The organism is Xanthobacter albus (assembly GCF_043194895.2).
Taxonomy (GTDB): Bacteria; Pseudomonadota; Alphaproteobacteria; order Rhizobiales; family Xanthobacteraceae; genus Xanthobacter.
Genome location: NZ_CM195532.1, coordinates 2,367,245 through 2,388,009 on the forward strand (window position 1 = coordinate 2,367,245; position 20,765 = coordinate 2,388,009).

18 protein-coding genes are annotated in these 20,765 nt (G+C 66.9%); all 18 read left to right on the forward strand.

The window, feature by feature from the left end:
• The first annotated feature begins 670 nt into the window (after nt 1-670).
• The 18 genes from V5F75_RS10505 (at nt 671) to V5F75_RS10590 (ending at nt 20,759) form a co-directional block, all read left to right on the forward strand.
• Nucleotides 671-2,605 (forward strand): DUF3300 domain-containing protein, encoded by a 1,935-nt coding sequence (locus tag V5F75_RS10505; protein ID WP_394036218.1) that lies wholly within the window; start codon nt 671-673, stop codon nt 2,603-2,605.
• A 415-nt stretch (nt 2,606-3,020) separates the two neighbouring features.
• On the forward strand, nt 3,021-3,386 hold the full coding sequence (locus V5F75_RS10510; RefSeq protein WP_394036045.1) for an NADH-quinone oxidoreductase subunit A: 366 nt from the start codon (nt 3,021-3,023) through the stop codon (nt 3,384-3,386).
• Nucleotides 3,377-3,961 (forward strand): NuoB/complex I 20 kDa subunit family protein, encoded by a 585-nt coding sequence (locus V5F75_RS10515; protein ID WP_394036047.1) that lies wholly within the window; start codon nt 3,377-3,379, stop codon nt 3,959-3,961. Before V5F75_RS10510 ends, V5F75_RS10515 begins: the two co-directional genes overlap by 10 nt.
• 30 nt (nt 3,962-3,991) lie before the next feature.
• Entirely contained in the window at nt 3,992-4,600 is a 609-nt protein-coding gene (locus V5F75_RS10520) for an NADH-quinone oxidoreductase subunit C (RefSeq protein WP_394036049.1), read from the forward strand.
• Nucleotides 4,601-4,611: 11 nt separating this feature from the next.
• Nucleotides 4,612-5,832, forward strand: a complete 1,221-nt coding sequence (locus tag V5F75_RS10525; RefSeq protein WP_394036051.1) for an NADH-quinone oxidoreductase subunit D — start codon at nt 4,612-4,614, stop codon at nt 5,830-5,832.
• 78 nt (nt 5,833-5,910) lie between these two features.
• A complete protein-coding gene (nuoE, locus tag V5F75_RS10530) occupies nt 5,911-6,573 on the forward strand; it encodes an NADH-quinone oxidoreductase subunit NuoE (protein WP_394036053.1) in 663 nt (220 codons plus the stop codon).
• A gap of 5 nt (nt 6,574-6,578) precedes the next feature.
• On the forward strand, nt 6,579-7,874 hold the full coding sequence (gene nuoF / locus V5F75_RS10535; RefSeq protein WP_394036055.1) for an NADH-quinone oxidoreductase subunit NuoF: 1,296 nt from the start codon (nt 6,579-6,581) through the stop codon (nt 7,872-7,874).
• 4 nt (nt 7,875-7,878) lie between these two features.
• Nucleotides 7,879-8,247, forward strand: a complete 369-nt coding sequence (locus V5F75_RS10540) for a bleomycin resistance protein (RefSeq protein ID WP_394036057.1) — start codon at nt 7,879-7,881, stop codon at nt 8,245-8,247.
• 43 nt (nt 8,248-8,290) lie between these two features.
• On the forward strand, nt 8,291-10,360 hold the full coding sequence (gene nuoG, locus V5F75_RS10545) for an NADH-quinone oxidoreductase subunit NuoG (protein ID WP_394036059.1): 2,070 nt from the start codon (nt 8,291-8,293) through the stop codon (nt 10,358-10,360).
• Nucleotides 10,361-10,462: 102 nt separating this feature from the next.
• The gene (nuoH, locus tag V5F75_RS10550) at nt 10,463-11,482 is read left to right on the forward strand and encodes an NADH-quinone oxidoreductase subunit NuoH (RefSeq protein WP_394036061.1); all 1,020 of its coding nucleotides are present in this window, start codon (nt 10,463-10,465) and stop codon (nt 11,480-11,482) included.
• 52 nt (nt 11,483-11,534) lie between these two features.
• Nucleotides 11,535-12,023 (forward strand): NADH-quinone oxidoreductase subunit NuoI, encoded by a 489-nt coding sequence (gene nuoI / locus V5F75_RS10555; RefSeq protein WP_393987214.1) that lies wholly within the window; start codon nt 11,535-11,537, stop codon nt 12,021-12,023.
• A 297-nt stretch (nt 12,024-12,320) separates the two neighbouring features.
• Nucleotides 12,321-12,941 (forward strand): NADH-quinone oxidoreductase subunit J, encoded by a 621-nt coding sequence (locus V5F75_RS10560; protein ID WP_393987215.1) that lies wholly within the window; start codon nt 12,321-12,323, stop codon nt 12,939-12,941.
• A gap of 10 nt (nt 12,942-12,951) precedes the next feature.
• Entirely contained in the window at nt 12,952-13,260 is a 309-nt protein-coding gene (gene nuoK, locus V5F75_RS10565) for an NADH-quinone oxidoreductase subunit NuoK (protein ID WP_234052269.1), read from the forward strand.
• Nucleotides 13,261-13,264: 4 nt separating this feature from the next.
• Nucleotides 13,265-15,190, forward strand: a complete 1,926-nt coding sequence (gene nuoL, locus V5F75_RS10570; RefSeq protein ID WP_394036063.1) for an NADH-quinone oxidoreductase subunit L — start codon at nt 13,265-13,267, stop codon at nt 15,188-15,190.
• A 5-nt stretch (nt 15,191-15,195) separates the two neighbouring features.
• Nucleotides 15,196-16,707: an NADH-quinone oxidoreductase subunit M gene (locus V5F75_RS10575; RefSeq protein ID WP_394036065.1), complete on the forward strand. Its 1,512-nt coding sequence runs from the start codon at nt 15,196-15,198 to the stop codon at nt 16,705-16,707.
• Nucleotides 16,708-16,720: 13 nt separating this feature from the next.
• A complete protein-coding gene (nuoN, locus tag V5F75_RS10580) occupies nt 16,721-18,151 on the forward strand; it encodes an NADH-quinone oxidoreductase subunit NuoN (RefSeq protein WP_393987219.1) in 1,431 nt (476 codons plus the stop codon).
• 3 nt (nt 18,152-18,154) lie between these two features.
• Nucleotides 18,155-18,922: a biotin--[acetyl-CoA-carboxylase] ligase gene (locus tag V5F75_RS10585; RefSeq protein WP_394036067.1), complete on the forward strand. Its 768-nt coding sequence runs from the start codon at nt 18,155-18,157 to the stop codon at nt 18,920-18,922.
• Between the two features lie 166 nt (nt 18,923-19,088).
• Entirely contained in the window at nt 19,089-20,759 is a 1,671-nt protein-coding gene (locus V5F75_RS10590) for a ribonuclease J (RefSeq protein ID WP_394036069.1), read from the forward strand.
• Nucleotides 20,760-20,765 lie beyond the last annotated feature (6 nt).

Below are 20,765 nucleotides of genomic sequence, written 5' to 3' on the forward strand. Positions count from 1 at the left end.
CACAACTCCGCATGGACTTAATACCCGCACCAACCTAGGCTTGGCGGCAACGGTATTCGGCGGGAGGATAGCCATGGGGCGGGGCAGGCGTTCCGGGCTCGATGTGAGAAGACGCGAAGGGCTCGCCGGCTGGTCCCGGCTCGCGGTGGCGCTGGTTTTCGGCTGGTCGTCGACGGTGGGGCCGGTCCTGGCGCAGACGCCTCCGGCGCTGCCTGTCCCGGAAGCGGCGCCGAGCGCTGCTCCGGCGTCCGGCGGCACGCCTGGAGATGCGCCGGCGGCTCCGGCGCCCGAACCCGCGCAGCCTTCCGCTGCCGGGATATCCACCTCGGACGGAAGGGCCGAGACCCCGAGCCAGGGAACGGCCCCCTCCGCTTCCGCTGCCGAAGCGCCTCCCGTGCCGGCCGCCGCCGCTCCTGCAGTGGCCGGGCCGGAAGCGGCGCCCGCCGCTGCTTCCGCCGTAGCTCCCGCGCCTGCGGCCGCCTCGGGCGTGCCGCCCTTGCCTGCGGCCGGAGAGGCCGGCCCGCCGCCCGCGCCGGCGCAGCCCCCGGTTTCCGGGCAGGTGGCGCCCGCACCCAGCGGGGCGGCACCTGCCGCGAATCTCTACACGGTGGCGGAGCTGGAGAAGCTGCTCGCGCCCTATGCCCTCTATCCCGATCCGCTGCTGGCGCAGATGCTTCCCGCCACCACCTTCCCGCTGCAGATCGTCCAGGCCGCGCGCTGGCTGGAGAAGCACAAGAAAGCAGTGGCGAAGGGAGACTTCTCCGGCGTCGACGACCAGAGATGGGACCCCACGGTGAAGGCGCTGGCGCGCTTTCCGGAGGTGGTGAGAAAGCTCGACAAGGATCTGGAGGCGACCACCGCCATCGGCTACGCCTTCACCAACCAGCCGGAGGACGTCTCCGTCGCCATCCAGGCCCTGCGCGCGAAGGCGGAGGCGGCCGGCAACCTCCAGACCACGCCCGAGCAGGTGGTCACCACGCAGCGCGGCAGCGGCGGGAGCAGCGGCAGCACCATCTACATCACCCCGGCCCAGCCGGACGTGGTCTATGTGCCGCAATACGACTACTCCAGCATCTACACCACGGCGGGCCTCGGCCTCCTGGGCTTCGGCGCGGGCGTGCTGGTGGGCAGCGCCTGGGACAATTCGTGGAACTGGGGCGGCGGCTGGGTCTATCCGCCGGTGTGGCCCGGTTATCCCGGATGGCGCCCGCCGCGTCCGGGTCCCTGGCCCGGCCCCGGGCCTCGTCCTCCGGGACCGTGGCCGCGCCCGCCGGGTCCCGGCCCTTGGCCCGGCCCGGGTCCAGGTCCAGGTCCTGGTCCCTGGCCGCATCCGCCGATTCCCGGCCCGGCGCCGATTCCAGGGCCCGGTGGCGGCCTTAAGCCATGGCGTCCCGGCCCCGGCGGTCCCGGTTATCCGGGACGGCCCGGCTATCCGGGCGGGCCGGGCAAGCCCGGCTGGCCGGGTGGCCCCGGTGGTCCGGGCTATCCCGGTGGCGGGCCTGGGGGGCTTGGTCCAGGCGTCGGACCCGGCTTTCCCGGCGGCCCCGGTGTCGGTCCCGGCTATCCGGGGCGTCCTGGCAAGCCCGGCCGGCCGGGCGGTCCTGGCATGCCGGGCGGTCCGGGCTATCCCGGTGGCGGGCCTGGGGGCCCTGGTCCTGGCGTCGGACCCGGCTTTCCTGGCGGCCCTGGTGTCGGTCCTGGCTATCCCGGTCGTCCCGGAAAACCCGGCCGGCCGGGCGGTCCTGGCATGCCCGGTGGTCCGGGCTATCCCGGTGGCGGGCCTGGGGGGCTTGGTCCAGGCGTCGGACCCGGCTTTCCCGGCGGCCCCGGTGTCGGTCCCGGCTATCCGGGGCGTCCTGGCAAGCCCGGCCGGCCGGGCGGTCCTGGCATGCCGGGCGGTCCGGGCTATCCCGGTGGCGGGCCTGGGGGCCCTGGTCCTGGCGTCGGACCCGGCTTTCCTGGCGGCCCTGGTGTCGGTCCTGGCTATCCCGGTCGTCCCGGAAAACCCGGCCGGCCGGGCGGTCCTGGCATGCCCGGTGGTCCGGGCTATCCCGGTGGCGGGCCTAGCGCTCCTGGTCCCGGCGTCGGACCCGGCTTTCCCGGCGGCCCCGGTGTCGGTCCCGGCTATCCCGGCCGTCCCGGAAAACCCGGCCGACCGGGCGGTCCGGGCTACCCCGGTGGCGGGCCAGGGGGTCCTGGCTCCGGCCTCCGTCCCGGTTTTCCCGGCGGCCCGGGGGCCGGTCCCGGTCGTCCGGGAGGCCCGGGTATGCCGGGCGCCCGTCCGCATCGTCCCGGTGGCCCCGGCATGAAGCCGCCGCCCGGCCAGCCAAGCTTCGTGCGTCCGCCGCATGTCAGCCCGCCCCAGCTGCGCACGCCGCAGTTCAACAGGCCGAATATGCGCCCGCCGCAGATGGGCGGCTCGCAGATGGGTGGTCCCATGATGCGCAACCCGCAGATGCGCCCGCCCAAGGGCGCCGGCTATGGCATGGGCCCTGGGCGTGGGGGGAACCCGACTCAGTTCCGTCCGCCGCCGCGTGCCGGCGGGCAGGGCATGCCGAAGATGCCGCCCCGCGGCGGGCGGCCGATGCCCAGGGGTGGCCGCTGAGCCGGACCCATGGGCGCTCGTCCCGGCGGCGGTGCCGCCGCCGGGTGATTCCCCGCAAGAGCCCTTCTGATGCCTTGAATTTGCCGCAGCCCTCAGGTCCGCCGGGTGCTTCGGTGGACGTGACGGCGCCCCCGTCGCGGGCTTTTCAGCGCAGGTTTCCGTCATCCTTCGCGGGAAATTTGTTGCCTGTGTGCAATAGCGTACCGGTGCCTTCAGCGGGCGCGGGAGCGTTGTGCCCGCAAGACTTTTCGCGGCTCCGCCCGCGTCGTGCGGGGCGCGTTCTCCACCGAAGCGCGCACTTGCCTCGCATGTGGGGCTGGGATAAGGCTGCGGCGTCGTTTCGAACTTCTCCAACCGAGGCCGGTGCGGTAGCTCCTTCCAGTCTGCCGCCCATGCGTCCCGAGGTGCGGGCAACATGAACGCCTTGCTCATGGATTATCTGCCGGTGGTGATCTTCATCGGCGTGTCGCTGGTGATCGGGCTTGCGCTGCTCGTGTCGCCCTTCCTCGTGGCCTACAGCAATCCCGATCCAGAGAAGCTGTCGGCTTACGAGTGCGGCTTCAACGCCTTCGATGATGCCCGCATGACCTTCGACGTGCGGTTCTACCTGGTGTCGATCCTGTTCATCATCTTCGACCTCGAGGTGGCGTTCCTGTTCCCGTGGGCCGTGAGCTTCGGCGGGCTGGGCGACCTCGGCTTCTGGTCCATGATGATCTTCCTCGGCATCCTCACCGTCGGCTTCATCTACGAGTGGCGCAAGGGAGCTCTGGAATGGGACTGACCCCCTCTGCGGCCAAGCCGGAGATCGCACCGGCCCCCAAGGGCATCATCGATCCCTCCACCGGCAAGCCGGTGGGCGCGACCGATCCCTTCTTTAAGGAAGTCAACGCGGAGCTCGCGGACAAGGGCTTCCTGCTCACCACGGCGGACGACCTCATCACCTGGGCGCGCACCGGCTCGCTCATGTGGATGACCTTCGGTCTTGCCTGCTGCGCGGTGGAGATGATGCAGGTCTCCATGCCGCGCTACGACGTGGAGCGCTTCGGCTTCGCCCCGCGGGCCTCGCCGCGCCAGTCGGACGTGATGATCGTCGCCGGCACGCTGACCAACAAGATGGCTCCGGCTCTTCGCAAGGTCTACGACCAGATGCCGGAGCCGCGCTACGTCATCTCCATGGGCTCGTGCGCCAACGGTGGCGGCTATTACCATTATTCCTATGCGGTGGTGCGCGGCTGCGACCGCGTGGTGCCGGTGGACATCTACGTGCCGGGCTGCCCGCCCACTGCGGAAGCGCTGCTCTACGGCGTGCTGCTGCTGCAGAAGAAGATCCGCCGCATCGGCACCATCGAGCGCTGAGGCTTGAGGGCTCAGGACGGGATTGTTGAGATGGACGAGACCCTGAAAGATCTGGCCGCTCACATCGCCGGCGTCCTCTCGGGCGCGGTGAAGGGCTGGCAGGTCGCCTTCGGCGAGCTCACCCTTGAGGTGGAGCCGGCCCAGATCGTGAAGGTGACCACCTTCCTGCGCGACGACCCGGCGTGCCTGTTCCACTGCATGGTGGATGTGTGTGGGGTCGATTATCCGGAGCGCGAGAAGCGCTTCGACGTGGTCTACCATCTCCTCTCGCTCAAGCAGAACCTGCGCATCCGTCTCAAGGTGCAGACGGACGAGGAGACGCCGGTGCCGTCCATCTGCGGCGTCTTTCCAGGCGCCAATTGGTTCGAGCGCGAGGCTTACGATCTCTACGGCATCCTGTTCACCGGGCATCCCGAGCTGCGCCGCCTGCTGACGGACTATGGCTTCGACGGCTACCCGCTGCGCAAGGATTTCCCCACCTCCGGCTTCGTGGAGGTGCATTACGACGATGAGTTGAAGCGCGTCGTCTACGAGCCGGTGCGCCTTGCGCAAGAGTTCCGCAACTTCGACTTCCTCTCGCCGTGGGAGGGCGTGGAATACGTCCTGCCGGGCGACGAGAAGGCATCGAAGGCCGGCTGAGGGAGCGAACGATGGCACAGGAACTCGCAACCGACGTCGAAGAGCTGAAGCCGGCCGACAAGGTCCGCAACTTCAAGATCAATTTCGGCCCGCAGCATCCGGCGGCCCACGGCGTGCTGCGCATGGTGCTGGAGCTGAACGGCGAGGTGGTGGAGCGGGTGGACCCGCACATCGGCCTTCTGCACCGCGGCACCGAGAAGCTCATCGAATCCAAGACCTATATCCAGGCCGTGCCCTATTTCGATCGGCTGGATTATTGCGCGCCCATGAACCAGGAGCATGCCTACTGCCTTGCGGTGGAGAAGCTCCTGGGAATCGAGGTGCCCAGGCGCGGCCAGCTTATCCGCGTGCTGTATTCCGAGATCGGTCGCCTGCTGTCGCACCTCCTCAACGTGACCACGTTCGCCATGGACGTGGGCGCGCTGACCCCGCCGCTGTGGGGCTTCGAGGAGCGCGAGAAGCTCATGATCTTCTATGAGCGCGCCTCGGGCAGCCGCATGCATGCCGCCTATTTCAGGCCGGGCGGCGTTCATCAGGACCTGCCACGCGCGCTGGTGGAGGATATCGGCACCTTCTGCCAGACCTTCCCCAAGGTGCTGGACGATCTGGACCGGCTGGTCACGGGTAATCGCATCTTCAAGCAGCGCACCGTCGATATCGGCAACGTGTCGCTGGAGGATGCGCTGGCCTGGGGCTTCTCGGGCGTGATGGTGCGTGGCTCGGGCGCCGCCTGGGACCTGCGCCGCGCCCAGCCCTACGAGTGCTATTCGGAGCTCGACTTCGACATTCCCGTGGGCGTGCACGGCGACTGCTATGACCGCTACGTGGTGCGCATGGAAGAGATGCGCCAGTCCACGAAGATCATGAAGCAGTGCGTGGAGCGCCTGCTGAAGGAAGGCGGGCCGGTTTCCACCTCGGACGGCAAGGTGTCTCCGCCTTCGCGCCAGGAGATGAAGCGCTCCATGGAAGCGCTCATCCACCACTTCAAGCTCCACACCGAGGGCTTCCATGTGCCGGCGGGCGACGTCTACGCCGCGGTGGAGGCTCCGAAGGGCGAGTTCGGCGTGTATCTCGTGTCGGACGGCACCAACAAGCCGTACCGCTGCAAGATCCGCGCTCCCGGCTTCGCCCATCTGCAGGCCATGGATTTCCTCTCGCGCGGCTACATGCTGGCCGACGTGTCGGCCATCCTTGGCTCGCTCGATATCGTGTTCGGCGAGGTGGACCGCTGATGTCCCGCCCGTCCGCCATCTGCCCCGTGTGTGAGCGCCGCTCTGCGGCCGGCTCCGCCGCTGGCCTGGAGGTCTGACATGACCGTTCGTCGCCTTGCTGCCGAGCAGCCCGAGAGCTTCGCCTTCACGTCCGAGCTGGAGGAGATCGCGAACGCGCTCATCGCCAAGTATCCGGAGGGGCGCCAGGCCTCCGCCGTGGTTCCGCTGCTGTGGGAGACGCAGAAGGCGGCCGGCGGCTGGCTGCCGGAGCCGGCGCTGCGCGCCGTCGCGGACCGCCTCGGGATGGCGCATATCCGCGTGCTCGAGGTGGCCACCTTCTACACCATGTTCAACTTGGCGCCGGTGGGGAAGTATTTCGTGCAGCTCTGCGGCACGACCCCCTGCATGCTGCGCGGATCGGACGATCTGAAGTCGGTGTGTCAGCGCAGGATCGGCGATCAGAGCCATGTTTCGGCTGACGGCACCTTCTCCTGGCTGGAGGTCGAATGCCTGGGCGCCTGCACCAACGCGCCCATGGTTCAGATCAACGACGACTTTTTCGAGGATCTCACGCCGGAGAGCCTGGAAAAGCTGCTGGATGATCTCGCGGCCGGCCGCCCGGTGAAGGTGGGGCCGCAGAACGGCCGCCATGGGTGTGAGCCCATCGGCGGGCCCATCGCGCTCACCGATCCTGCCATCTATGCGCCGCGCGCGAAGCAGGAGGAGACTTCCTCCGCGCCCGCGCCGACCGCCGGGGAGTGACGCTCATGCTCGCCGACAAGGACCGCATCTTCACGAACCTCTATGGCCTGCAGGACTTCAGCCTGAAGGGCGCCATGTCGCGTGGCCACTGGGATGGCACCAAGGCCATCCTGGAGAAGGGGCGTGACTGGATCATCAACGAGATGAAAGCCTCCGGCCTGCGCGGTCGCGGCGGCGCTGGCTTCTCCACCGGTCTCAAGTGGTCCTTCATGCCCAAGCAGTCGGACGGGCGGCCCCACTATCTGGTGGTGAATGCCGACGAATCCGAGCCGGGCACCTGCAAGGACCGCGAGATCCTGCGCAATGATCCGCACACGCTGATCGAAGGCTGCCTGATCGCTTCCTTCGCCATGGGCGCGCACGCGGCGTACATCTATGTGCGCGGCGAGTTCATCTATGAGCGCAAGCGCCTGCAGCAGGCCATCGACGAGTGCTACGCCGCCGGCCTCCTCGGCAAGAACAACGTCCACGATTATCCGTTCGACCTCTATGTGCATCACGGTGCCGGCGCTTATATCTGCGGCGAGGAAACGGCGCTGCTGGAGAGCCTTGAGGGCAAGAAGGGGATGCCGCGGCTGAAGCCGCCGTTCCCCGCGAACATGGGCCTCTATGGCTGCCCCACCACGGTGAACAACGTGGAGAGCATCGCGGTGGCGCCCACCATCCTGCGGCGCGGCGCTGCGTGGTTCTCGTCCATCGGTCGGCCGAACAACGTGGGCACGAAGCTCTACGGCATCTCCGGGCACGTGAATAAGCCGTGCGTGGTTGAGGATGCCATGGGCATTCCCTTCAAGGAACTGATCGAGAAGCACGGCGGTGGCGTGCGTGGCGGCTGGGATAACCTGCTCGCCATCATCCCCGGCGGTGCCTCGTGCCCAGTGGTGCCGGCAGAGCAGTGCGAAGACCTCATCATGGATTTCGACGGCCTGCGCGCCGTGAAGTCCTCTTTCGGCACCGCCGGCGTGCTGGTGATGGACAAGTCCACGGATATCGTGAAGGCCATCGCGCGCATCTCGTATTTCTTCAAGCACGAGAGCTGTGGCCAGTGCACGCCCTGCCGCGAAGGCACGGGCTGGATGTGGCGCGTGGTGAACCGCATGGCGGAGGGCCGCGCCCACAAGCACGAGATCGACATGCTGCTGGAGGTTACGACCCAGATCGAGGGTCACACCATCTGCGCATTGGGAGATGCCGCGGCGTGGCCGGTGCAGGGGCTCATCCGTCACTATCGTCATGTGATCGAAGAGCGCATCGATCAGTATGCGGCGAACCCGCATCCGCACCCTGTCGCTGCGGAATGAAGTGATGGCCCGCATCACCCGGCTGTGCCCCACCTTCCCCGCCGCGGACCCGCAGGCGGCGTCTGGCTGGTATCGGGACAAGTTGGGATTTGCGGTGAAGTTCCAGATGGACGGCTACGCGAACGTAGGCCGGGACGATGTGGAAATTCACTTCTGGCGATGCGCCGACCGGGCGATCGCGGAAGCCACCTCGGCCTACGTGAGGGTGGACGACATCGACGCCATGCACGCGGAGTTCGCGGGCGCGGCGGAAGGCGGGCGCATCTCTCCGGTCGCGGATCGGGACTGGGGAATGCGCGAGTTCTATGTCTGGGACCCGGACGGCAATCTGTTGCGGTTCGGTGTTCCGGTGGCCGCCGCGGAAGCGGCCTGAAGCAGGGTCCGCGCCGGGCGCGGCAAGAGGCGAGGTGGAAGGGATGGCGAAGATCGTCGTCGACGGCTCCGAGATCGAGGTCCCGGCCGAGTTCACGCTGCTTCAGGCGTGCGAGGCGGCGGGGGTCGAGATTCCGCGCTTCTGCTTCCATGAGCGCCTCTCCATCGCCGGCAACTGCCGCATGTGCCTGGTGGAAGTGAGGGGCGGCCCGCCCAAGCCCACCGCCTCGTGCGCCATGGCGGTGAAGGATCTGCGTCCCGGCCCCAACGGCGAGCCGCCGGTGGTGCTCACCAAGAGCCCCATGGTGAAGAAGGCGCGCGAGGGGGTGATGGAGTTCCTGCTCATCAACCACCCGCTGGATTGCCCCATCTGCGACCAGGGTGGCGAGTGCGACCTGCAGGACCAGGCGATGGCCTACGGCGCCGACACCTCCCGCTTCGCGGAGAACAAGCGCGCGGTCGAGGACAAATACATCGGTCCTCTGGTGCGCACGTCCATGACGCGCTGCATCCAGTGCACCCGCTGCGTGCGCTTCACCACCGAGGTGGCAGGCGTGCCGGACCTCGGCGCCATCGGCCGCGGCGAGGACACGGAGATCACCACCTATCTCGAGCACGCCATGCGCTCGGAGATGCAGGGCAATGTGGCGGACCTGTGCCCCGTGGGCGCGCTGACCCACAAGCCCTATGCCTTCCACGCCCGGCCGTGGGAGCTCATCAAGACCGAGTCCATCGATGTCATGGACGCGGTCGGCGCGAATATCCGCGTGGATACCCGCGGCCGCGAGGTGATGCGCATTCTTCCGCGCACCAATGACCTCGTGAACGAGGAGTGGATCTCCGACAAGTCGCGCTATGTGTGGGACGGCTTGAAGGTGCAGCGCCTTGATCGGCCGTATCTGCGCAAGGGCACGCGCTTGGTGCCGGCCTCCTGGAACGAGGCGTTCGCCGCCATCGCCAGCAAGGTGAAGGCCGCGAAGCCCGAGCGGATTGGCGCGCTCATCGGCGACCTCGCGAGCGTTGAAGAGATCTTCGCGCTCAAGGGACTGATGACCAAGCTCGGCAGCGCCAACATCGACGCCCGCCAGGACGGCGCGGCGCTGGATCCGGCGCTGGGTCGTGCCACCTATGTGTTCAATCCCTCCATTGCTGGCATCGACGATGCGGATGCGATCCTGCTTGTGGGCACGGACCCCCGCCATGAAGCCTCGGTGCTCAACGCTCGCATCCGCAAGCGCTGGCGCCAGGGCGGCCTCAAGGTTGGCCTCATCGGCCAGCAGGTGGACCTTACCTACACCTACGATTATGTCGGCGCCGGCCCCGAAAGCCTCGCCAATCTCGGCGCTTTCGGCGAGGTGCTGAGGCAGGCCGAGCGTCCGATGATCATCATCGGCCAGGGGGCGCTCTCGCGCGCGGACGGCGCGGCGGTGCTTTCGCTGGCGGCGCGCGTGGCTACGGAATGCGGCGCGGTGAAGGACGGCTGGAACGGCTTTGCGGTGCTGCACACCGCAGCCGCCCGTGTCGGTGCGCTGGATCTCGGCGCGGTGCCGGGGGCGAAGGGGCTGAACGCCAAGGCCATGGCGGCTGCCGGCGCGCTCGATGTCGCGTTCCTGCTGGGTGCTGACGAGGTCGATGTCGCTCCGGGTGCCTTCGTCGTCTACATCGGCACCCATGGTGACCGTGGCGCGCACCGGGCGGATGTCATTCTTCCGGGCGCGGCCTACACGGAGAAGTCCGGCCTTTACGTGAACACCGAAGGCCGGGTGCAGTTCGCCAATCGCGCGGCCTTCCCGCCGGGGGAAGCGCGCGAGGAGTGGGCGATCCTGCGGGCCCTTTCCGAGGTTCTGGGCCAGACGCTGCCCTTTGACAGCGTCACGGCGCTGCGCGCGAAGCTGATGGCGGCGCATCCGCATCTCGGCCGCGTGGACCAGATCGAGCCGGGAGATGGCGCCGCCATCGCCAAGCTGGCGAAAGTCGGCGGAAGCGTGGACAAGGCGCCGTTCGCGCCAGCGATTTCGGATTTCTATCTGACGAACCCCATCGCCCGCGCGTCCGCCGTCATGGCGGAGTGCTCGGCCCTGCGCGCGGCTTCGGCCGCGGAGGCGGCGGAGTGAGGCGCATGGTTCGTCACGAAACACAACAGTTCGCGCCGCAAGCGGCGCGCCCGGCGCGGGCGACGGCCTGCGTGCGGGAAGCGTGAGGGGGCGAGAGCACCGATGAGCTGGCAGGATACCCTTATCCAGGTACTGATCATCATCGGCCAGAGCTTGGCTCTGCTGGTGGCGCTCTTGGTTTTCATCGCCTACATCCTGCTGGCAGATCGCAAGATCTGGGCGGCGGTACAGATGCGGCGCGGCCCCAACGTGGTCGGGCCGTTTGGGCTGTTCCAATCGTTCGCGGACTTGCTCAAGTTCGTGCTGAAGGAGCCCACCATCCCGGCCGGCGCCAACAAGGTGCTGTTCCTGCTGGCGCCGCTGGTGACGTGCGTGCTGGCGCTGGCGGCCTGGGCCGTGGTTCCGATCGCCGATGGTTGGGTGATCGCCGATATCAACGTGGGCGTGCTCTACATCTTCGCCATCTCGTCGCTCGGCGTGTACGGCATCATCATGGGCGGCTGGGCTTCGAACTCGAAGTATCCCTTCCTCGCCGCCTTGCGCTCGGCGGCGCAGATGGTGTCTTACGAGGTCTCCATCGGCTTCGTCATCATCACGGTGCTGATGTGCGCGGGCACGCTGAACTTGAGCGGCATCGTTGAGGCGCAGAACGGCCGGCTCGGCTTCCTCAATTGGTACTTTCTGCCGCTGTTCCCCATGTTCGTCATCTTCTACATCTCGGCCCTGGCCGAGACGAACCGGCCGCCTTTCGATTTGGTCGAGGCGGAGTCGGAGCTGGTGGCGGGCTTCATGACCGAGTACGGCTCCACGCCCTACCTGCTGTTCATGCTCGGCGAGTACGTGGCCATCATCACCATGTGCGCCATGGCCACCATCCTGTTCCTGGGAGGCTGGCTGTCGCCGCTGCCATTCGCGCCCTTCACCTGGGTGCCGGGGGTGGTGTGGTTCGTCGTGAAGGTCAGCTTCATGTTCTTCCTCTTCGCCATGGCGAAGGCGATCGTTCCGCGCTACCGGTACGACCAGCTCATGCGCCTCGGCTGGAAGGTGTTCCTGCCCATTTCTCTGGTGGCTGTCGTCGTGGTGGCCTGCGTCCTGCACTTCACCGGGACCGCCCCCCAATGAACGTGCATCCGAACTTTCAGATGAGCCGCCCGATGGCGGCGGGAGAGCGCCCATGAAGCTCGATCAGGCCGCGCGCGCCCTGTTGCTGACGGAGCTGGTCTCCGCCTTCGCCCTCACCATGCGCTATTTCTTCGCGCCGAAGGCGACGCTGAACTACCCCTTCGAGAAGGGGCCGCTTTCGCCGCGTTTCCGGGGGGAGCATGCGCTGCGCCGTTACCCGAACGGCGAAGAGCGTTGCATTGCCTGCAAGCTGTGCGAGGCGATCTGCCCGGCGCAGGCCATCACCATCGAGGCCGGGCCGCGCCGCAACGACGGCACGCGCCGCACGACGCGTTACGACATCGACATGGTGAAGTGCATCTATTGCGGCTTCTGCCAGGAAGCCTGCCCGGTGGAGGCGATCGTGGAGGGGCCGAACTTCGAGTTCGCGACCGAAACCCGCGAGGAGCTTTACTACGACAAGGAAAAGCTGCTCTCGAACGGCGACCGGTGGGAGCGCGAGATCGCGCGCTCCATCGCGCTCGATGCGCCGTATCGCTGAGCACGGGTCTGCGGCGGCGTCAGCCGGCGGAGGCGAGAAGTTGAGGCGCCGTGATGAGCACGGCGGGAACGTAAGGGCGGTCCACCAGGGCAGGTCCGGCACGTTCGAACTGGACTTGTGAGCAAGGATGTCCGCCGGCGTACCGGCCGGGCGGCCGTGCTCGAAACGGTGGACTTGTGGGATGGGTCAGAGCTATCGACGCATCGGCCGCTGGGTGCCGCTGCCCGTGAGGGGCAGCTCGGCGCTCAAGGTGGCGCAAACGAGCGCGGAACTGGCGCGCAGAGGGGGGCTCTCCGCATGAGTGTCGCGGCAGCGTTTTTCTATCTCTTCGCGTTCGTGCTGGTGGGATCGGCCTTCATGGTCATCTCCTCGCGAAACCCGGTTCAGTCGGTTTTGTTCCTCATCCTCGCGTTCGTGAACGCGGCGGGCCTGTTCCTGCTGATCGGCGCCGAGTTCCTCGGCCTGATCCTGGTCGTGGTCTACGTGGGCGCCGTGGCGGTGCTGTTCCTGTTCGTTGTGATGATGCTCGACGTGGACTTCGTCGAGCTGCGTCAGGGCTTCCTGCAGTACCTCCCCATCGGCGTGCTGATCGGCCTGATCTTCCTGGCCGAGCTGGTGCTGGTGGTCGGGGCCTGGGTCACGGGCCCCGGCATCTCCGCCGCGGTCTCCGCGGGCGCGGCGGCGGGGCATGTGAGCGAGGTCGGCAATGTGCAGGCGATCGCGAAGGTGCTCTACACCGACTACATCTATTACTTCCAGTCGGCGGGCTTCGTGCTGCTGGTGGCGATGATCGGCGCCATCGTGCTGACGCTCCGCCACAAGGTGAACGTCAAGCGCCAGAATATCTCCGCCCAGGTGGCACGGACGCCCGAGGCCGCCATCAAGGTGGTCAAGGTGCGGCCCGGCCAGGGTCTCTGAGGGGGTCGCCATGGAAATCGGTCTTTCCCACTACCTGACGGTGGCGGCGATCCTGTTCACGCTGGGAACGCTCGGCATCTTCCTGAACCGGAAGAACGTGATCGTCATCCTGATGTCGATCGAGCTGATCCTATTGTCGGTGAACATCAATCTCGTCTCGTTCTCGGCTTTCCTCGGGAACCTCACGGGCCAGGTGTTCGCGCTGCTCGTGCTCACCGTCGCGGCAGCCGAAGCGGCCATCGGCCTCGCCATCCTCGTGGTGTTCTACCGCAACCGCGGTTCGATCGCCGTCGAGGACATCAACGCCATGAAGGGTTGAGGCCATGTATCAGGCGATCGTCTTCCTGCCGCTCGCAGGCTTCCTCATCGCGGCGCTGTTCGGCCGGGCCATCGGCGCCCGCGCCAGCGAGGTGGTGACCACCACCTTCCTCTTCATCTCGTGCCTGTTCGCGTGGATCACCTTCGTGAGCGTCGGCTTCGACGACCACGAGGTGCGGATCCATCTCCTGGAGTGGATCGACGTCGGCGGCCTCAAGATCGACTGGGCGCTGCGCATCGACAGCCTCACGGCGGTGATGCTGATCGTGGTGACCACGGTGTCGAGCCTCGTGCACCTCTATTCCATGGGGTACATGCACGAGGACCCGCACCGTCCGCGCTTCTTTTCCTACCTGTCGCTGTTCACCTTCGCGATGCTCATGCTCGTGACGGCGGACAATCTGGTGCAGCTGTTCTTCGGCTGGGAAGGCGTGGGCCTCGCGTCCTACCTGCTCATCGGCTTCTGGTACGAGAAGCCCTCGGCCAACGCCGCGGCCATGAAAGCGTTCGTGGTCAACCGCGTCGGTGACTTCGGCTTCATGCTGGGCATCTTCGCCGTATTCGTGATGACCGGCTCGGTCGCCTTCGATCAGGTGTTCGCGGCGGCGCCTTCGCTTGCCGGCAAGACCATCAACTTCCTTGGCCATAATTGGGATGCGCCGACCGTCATCGCGCTGCTGCTGTTTGTCGGCGCCATGGGCAAATCGGCGCAGCTGCTGCTGCACACCTGGCTGCCGGATGCCATGGAGGGCCCGACCCCGGTGTCCGCGCTTATCCACGCGGCGACCATGGTGACCGCCGGCGTGTTCATGGTGGCGCGCATGTCGCCCATCTTCGAGCTTTCGCCGACCGCGCTCGACGTGGTGATGCTGATCGGCGCGACCACCGCCTTCTTCGCGGCGACCATCGCGCTGGTGCAGAACGACATCAAGAAGGTGATCGCCTACTCCACCTGCTCGCAGCTCGGCTACATGTTCACCGCCATGGGTGCGGGGGCCTATTCGGTGGGCATGTTCCACCTTTTGACCCACGCGTGCTTCAAGGCGCTGCTGTTCCTCTGCGCGGGCTCGGTCATCAACGCGATGCACCACGAGCAGGACATGCGGCACATGGGGGGGCTCTACAAGAAGGTGCCCTTCACCTACGCCATGATGCTGATCGGGACCCTGGCCATCACCGGCTTCCCGTTCACCGCCGGCTATTACTCGAAGGACGCCATCATCGAGTCGGCCTACGCCAGCCACAATGCCTTCGCCCTTTACGGCTGGGCCATGACGGTGCTCGCGGCGGCGCTCACGTCCTTCTATTCCTGGCGCCTGATCTTCATGACCTTCCATGGGAAGCCGCATGATCAGCACCACTACGACCACGCGCACGAGTCGCCTGTTGTCATGACCCTGCCGCTGGCGGTGCTTGGCGTCGGCTCGGTCGTGGCGGGCTTCGCACTTTACGGCGTGTTCGTGGGCGAGGATGTGCACGCCTTCTTCCGCTCCTCCATCTTCATGGGTGCGGAGAACCATATTCTCCACGCCATGCATGAGATTCCGGAGCTGATCGTGCTCGCGCCCACCGCGATGATGGTGGTCGGCTTCGCCATCGCCTACTGGTTCTACGTGGCCAATCCTCGGCTCCCCGGCGCGCTCGCGTCGGCCCTGCCGGGCCTCTACAGGTTCCTGCTCAACAAGTGGTACTTCGACGAGCTCTACGACTTCCTGTTCGTCCGTCCGGCCATGTGGATCGGCCGCGTGCTCTGGAAGCGGGGTGACGGCACCATCATCGACGGCCTCGGCCCTGATGGCGTGTCCGCCCGGGTGCTCGACGTCACCGGCCGCGTAGTGCGGCTGCAGAGCGGCTACCTCTATCATTACGCCTTCGTGATGCTCATCGGCGTCGCGGCCCTTCTCACCTGGTTCATGTTCTCCGGAGTGTGACGCCGATGACCGACTGGCCCATCCTATCCGTCGTCACCTTCCTGCCCCTCGTCGGCGCGCTGTTCATCCTCGTGGTGCGCGGTGACGACGAGGTGTCGGCCCGCAACGCCCGCTGGGTGGCGCTGTGGACCACGCTGGTGGCTTTCGTGGTGTCCCTGCTGCTGCTGCCGGGCTTCGATCCGGCCGCGCCGGGCTTCCAGTTCGTCGAGAAGAAAGCGTGGCTCGGCGATATCGCCGCCTATCACATGGGCGTCGACGGTATTTCGCTGCCGTTCGTGATCCTCACCACCTTCCTCATGCCGTTCGCCATCCTGGCCTCCTGGGAGAGCGTGCATAAGCGGGTGAAGGAGTACATGATCGCCTTCCTGGTGCTCGAAACCTTTATGATCGGCACCTTCTGCGCGCTCGACCTCGTGCTGTTCTACTTCTTCTTCGAGGCCGGTCTCATCCCGATGTTCCTCATCATCGGCATCTGGGGCGGACCGCGGCGCGTGTACGCGGCGTTCAAGTTCTTCCTCTACACCCTTGCCGGCTCCGTGCTGATGATGCTGGCCGTCATGGCGATGTATTGGCAGGCGGGAACCACCGACGTGCCGACGCTGCTCACCTACGGCTTCCCGTCGCACATGCAGACGTGGCTGTGGCTAGCCTTCTTCGCGTCGTTCGCGGTGAAAATGCCCATGTGGCCGGTGCACACCTGGCTACCGGACGCCCATGTGGAAGCGCCGACGGCGGGCTCGGTGATCCTGGCCGGCATCCTTTTGAAGATGGGCGGCTACGGCTTCATCCGGTATTCGCTGCCCATGTTCCCGGAGGCGAGCCATTATTTCGCGCCTCTGGTGTTCACCCTCTCGGTGGTGGCCATCATCTACACGTCGCTGGTGGCCCTCGTTCAGCAGGACATCAAGAAGCTGATCGCCTACTCGTCGGTGGCGCACATGGGCTTCGTGACCATGGGCATCTTCACCATGAACGAGCAGGGCCTCCAGGGCGCCATGTTCCTCATGATCTCCCATGGCTTCGTCTCGGGCGCGCTGTTCCTGTGCGTCGGTGTCATCTACGACCGCATGCACACCCGTGAGATCGCGGCCTATGGCGGGCTCGTGAACCGCATGCCGCTGTACGCCACGGTGATGATGATCTTCACCATGGCGAACATCGGCCTGCCGGGCACCTCCGGCTTCGTGGGCGAGTTCCTCACGATGCTGGCGGCGTTCAAGGCCAACACCTGGGTGGCATTCCTTGCGGCCACGGGCGTGATCCTCTCGGCCGCCTACGCGCTCTACCTCTACTGGCGGGTGATCTTCGGCAAGCTCGAGAAGGACAGCCTGAAGAACATCATGGACCTGTCGCCCCGCGAGGTGGTGATCATGGTTCCGCTGGTGGTGCTCACCATTCTGTTCGGGGTGTGGCCGGCGCCGATCCTCGACATGACGTCCCATGCGGTGAACGCGGTCGTCGCGCGCACCGATCAGGTGGCGGGTGCGGTGAAGACCGCGCTCCTCCTCACCTTCTGATTTCGAGGTTGTCATGACGCAGCTCCTGCCTCCGCTCGGCGCGGTCCTGCCCGAACTGGTGCTGGCCGTCTCCGCCATCGTGCTGATCCTCATCGGCGCGGTGCGCGGCGAGGGGGCGGCCAATTTCATCACCGGCCTTGCCATCGCCGTGCTTGCGGCGGCCGGGGTCCTGGTGCTCCTCGGGCCGGGCGGCGAGACGGTCGCCTTCAACGGTTCGCTGGTGATCGACCCCTTCGGCCGCTTCATGAAGGGGCTCGCCATCCTGGGCGCCACGGTCTCCCTCATCATGGCGGTTGACTGGCAGAACCGTGAGAAGCTCGCGCGCTTCGAATATTCGGTGCTGTTCGTCATCGCGACGCTCGGCATGTGCATGCTGGTGTCGGCGGGCGACCTGATCGCTCTGTACCTCGGCCTGGAGCTGATGAGCTTCTCGCTCTACGTGCTGGCGGCCATCAACCGCGACTCGGTGCGCTCCACGGAGGCGGGCCTCAAGTATTTCGTACTGGGCTCCCTGTCCTCTGGCATGCTTCTTTATGGTGCCTCGCTGGTCTACGGCTTCACCGGCTCGGTGAACTTCGAGGTCATCGCCACGGTGGTGAAGGAGCCGAGCATCGGCCTCATCTTCGGCCTCGTGTTCGTGCTCGCCGGCCTGTGCTTCAAGATCTCGGCGGTGCCGTTCCACATGTGGACGCCGGATGTCTATGAGGGCGCGCCCACTCCGGTCACCACCTTCTTCGCCACGGCGCCGAAGGTGGCCGGCATGGCCATCTTCATCCGCGTGGTGCTTGAGGCGTTCCCGCACATCGCCTCGCAGTGGCAGCAGATCGTCGCCTTCGTGTCGATCGCCTCGATGGTGCTCGGTGCCTTCGCCGCCATCGGCCAGCGGAACATCAAGCGCCTGCTCGCTTATTCCTCCATCGGCCACATGGGCTTCGCGCTGGTCGGCCTGGCGGCCGGCACGGCGGAGGGCGTGCGAGGCGTGCTGGTGTATATCGCCATCTATGTGGCGATGACCCTGGGTTCCTTCGCCTGCGTGCTCACCATGCGCCGGCAGGGCCGGGCGGTTGAGAACATCGATGATCTCGCCGGACTTGCGCGCAACAATCCCCTGATGGCGCTCATGTTCGCCGCGCTGATGTTCTCGCTGGCGGGCATTCCTCCGCTGGCGGGCTTCCTGGCGAAGTACTATGTCTTCGTGGCGGCCATCCAGGCGGGCCTTTATGGGCTGGCCGTGATCGGCGTGCTCGCGTCGGTGGTGGGCGCCTACTACTACCTCCGGGTCGTCAAGGTCATGTATTTCGACGAGCCGGCGGATGCCTTCGACCCCATGCCGACCGAGCTGAAGGCGGTTCTGGCGCTGAGCGGGCTTTTCACCATCTTCTATTTCGTCTATCCCGCTCCTCTCATTGAGGCGGCGGGGGCCGCCGCCCGCTCGCTTTTCTGATCGATGGCACAATACGAATTCCAGGGTTCCACGGTTCCCATCATCCGCTTCACCGAGATCGGCTCCACCAATGCGGAGGGTCTCGCCCGACTTGCGCGGGGCGAGATCATGCCGGTCTGGCTTGTGGCGGATATCCAGACGGCCGGGCGCGGGCGACGCGGCCGGCCGTGGACCTCGGAGCTCGGCAATCTCTTCGCCACGCTGGTGCTGCCCAATCCGGCGCCGCTCGCCAATCTCGCCCAGCTCTGCTTCGTGGCGGGCTTGGCGGTGCGTGACGCCGCGCTTGCGGCTGCACCCCAGATCCCCGCTGACGCACTGAAGCTGAAGTGGCCCAACGACTTGTTGCTCAACGGTGGCAAGCTGGCGGGCATTTTGGTCGAGGGCGGCACTGACGCGAATGGCCGGCCAGCGGCGGTCATCGGTTTCGGCGTGAACTGCCTGCACCATCCCGAGGACCTCCCCTACAAGGCGACCAGCCTTGAGGAGGCCGGGGCGCCGACCGCACCCGATCGCCTGCTGGAGGCGCTTGATCTCGCCATGGCGGTGCGGCTCAACCAGTGGCATGCGGGCGCCGGCTTCGCCGGCATTCGATCCGACTGGATGCGGCATGCCCTCGGCATGGGGGATCAGGTCAGCGTCAAGATCGGTGAGCGCGAAGTGGTGGGCCGGTTCGAGAACATCGATGCCCGAGGCGCCATGATGTTGCGCCGGCGCGACGGTATCGCCGAGATCATCACCGCCGGCGACGTCTCTCTGCGTCTGCCGGAGTAGCGCGAGACGTATTGCGGGAGCCGGCTGTGGGCCCCGGCACGCAGGCGGGAGGCGGAGCCGCCGCGGCTGGCCCGTGGTAGCCCGCAGCGGTGAAGGTTTTTGGATAGGCACCGTCCGCGATCCTCCAGCGGCGGGTGGAACCCTGCGGGAGGAAGTGATCGGCACAATGGCGGCATCGGACGAACTCGTATTCGCGCCCCTCGGCGGAGTGGGCGAAATCGGCATGAACCTCGCGCTCTATGGCTCCGGGCCGAAGAAGGCGCGCAGTTGGCTCATGGTCGATTTCGGCATGAGCTTTGCGGGGGATGAGGCGCCGGGCGTGGATCTGGTGCTGCCGGACATCCGCTTCCTGGAAGGCGAGAAGAAGAATATTGCGGGCCTCGTAATCACCCATGGGCACGAGGACCATATCGGCGCGGTGCTCGACCTGTGGCCGCGCCTGCGATGCCCCATCTACACGACGGCATTCACCGCGGGCCTGCTGGAAGCGAAAAGGGCGGGCGAGCCCGGGGCGCCGTCCGAGCTTCCGGTGACCGTGGTGCGCTCGGGCGAGCGGGTTCAGATCGGGCCGTTCGATATCGAGTTCGTGCCTGTCGCCCATTCCATTCCGGATAGCCACGCGATCGCCATCCGCACTGGAGCGGGGCTCGTGGTGCACACGGGTGACTGGAAGCTCGATCCCACGCCCATGGTGGGCAAGGCGACCGATACGGCACGGCTTGCGGCCCTTGGCGACGAAGGCGTTCGCGCCATCGTGTGCGATTCCACCAACGCCATTCGGGACGGCGTCTCGCCCTCGGAGGCGGATGTCGCGGCCTCTCTGAAGGAGATCGTGGCGAAGGCGAAACACCGGGTGGCCTTCACCACCTTCTCCTCCAACGTCGCGCGTATCCGGGGCATCGCCGAGGCGGCGATGGCTGCCGGGCGCGACGTGGTGGTCGTGGGGCGCGCGCTGGAGCGGGTGATCGGCGTGGCGCGGGAGCAGGGGCTGCTGGACGGCATCCCGGCCTTCCGCAGCGCGGATTTCTACGGCTACCTGCCGCGGGAGCGGGTGGTGGCCATTCTCACCGGCAGCCAGGGTGAGCCGCGCGCGGCGCTGAAGCGCATCGCCGACGACGACCATCCGGAGATCGCCTTCTCTCCAGGGGACCTGGTGGTGTTCTCCTCGCGCACCATTCCCGGCAACGAGAAGGTGGTGAACCACATCGTCAACGCCCTCATCAAGCGCGGGATGGAGGTGATGACCGACCGGGACGGGCTGGTGCACGTCTCCGGTCATCCGCGGCGGGGCGAGCTCGAGAAAATGTACGCCCTTGTGCGGCCGCAGGTGGCGGTGCCGGTGCACGGCGAGGCGCTGCACCTGCACGAGCATGCCAAGCTTGCCCGCAGCCTGGGCGTGCCTGAGGTGGCGAATTGCTACGACGGGCAGATGCTGCGGCTCGCGCCCGGTCCGGTGGAGCGGGTGGGGGAGGTGCCGTTCGGCCGCCTCTACAAGGATGCCCGCCTGCTGCTGCCCGAGGGCGCGCGCGCGCTCCCGGAGCGGCGCAAGCTGAGCTACGTGGGGGCGGTCTCGGTGGCGGTCGCCATCGACAAGCATGGCGGCCTCGCGGGCGACCCTTCCGTGGAACTCACCGGCGTGCCGGAGCGCGGCGAGGGCAATGTGGACATGCTGGACCATGTCCTGGACACCGTGGTCACCACCTTGCAGGGTCTGCCCAAGGCGCGCCGACGCGATGCGGACGCCCTGGCGGAGTCGCTGGAGCGGGCGGTGCGCGGTGCGGTGAATGCGGTGTGGGGCAAGAAGCCCGTTTGCCACGTCCACGTTCTTGAAGTGTGATGGATG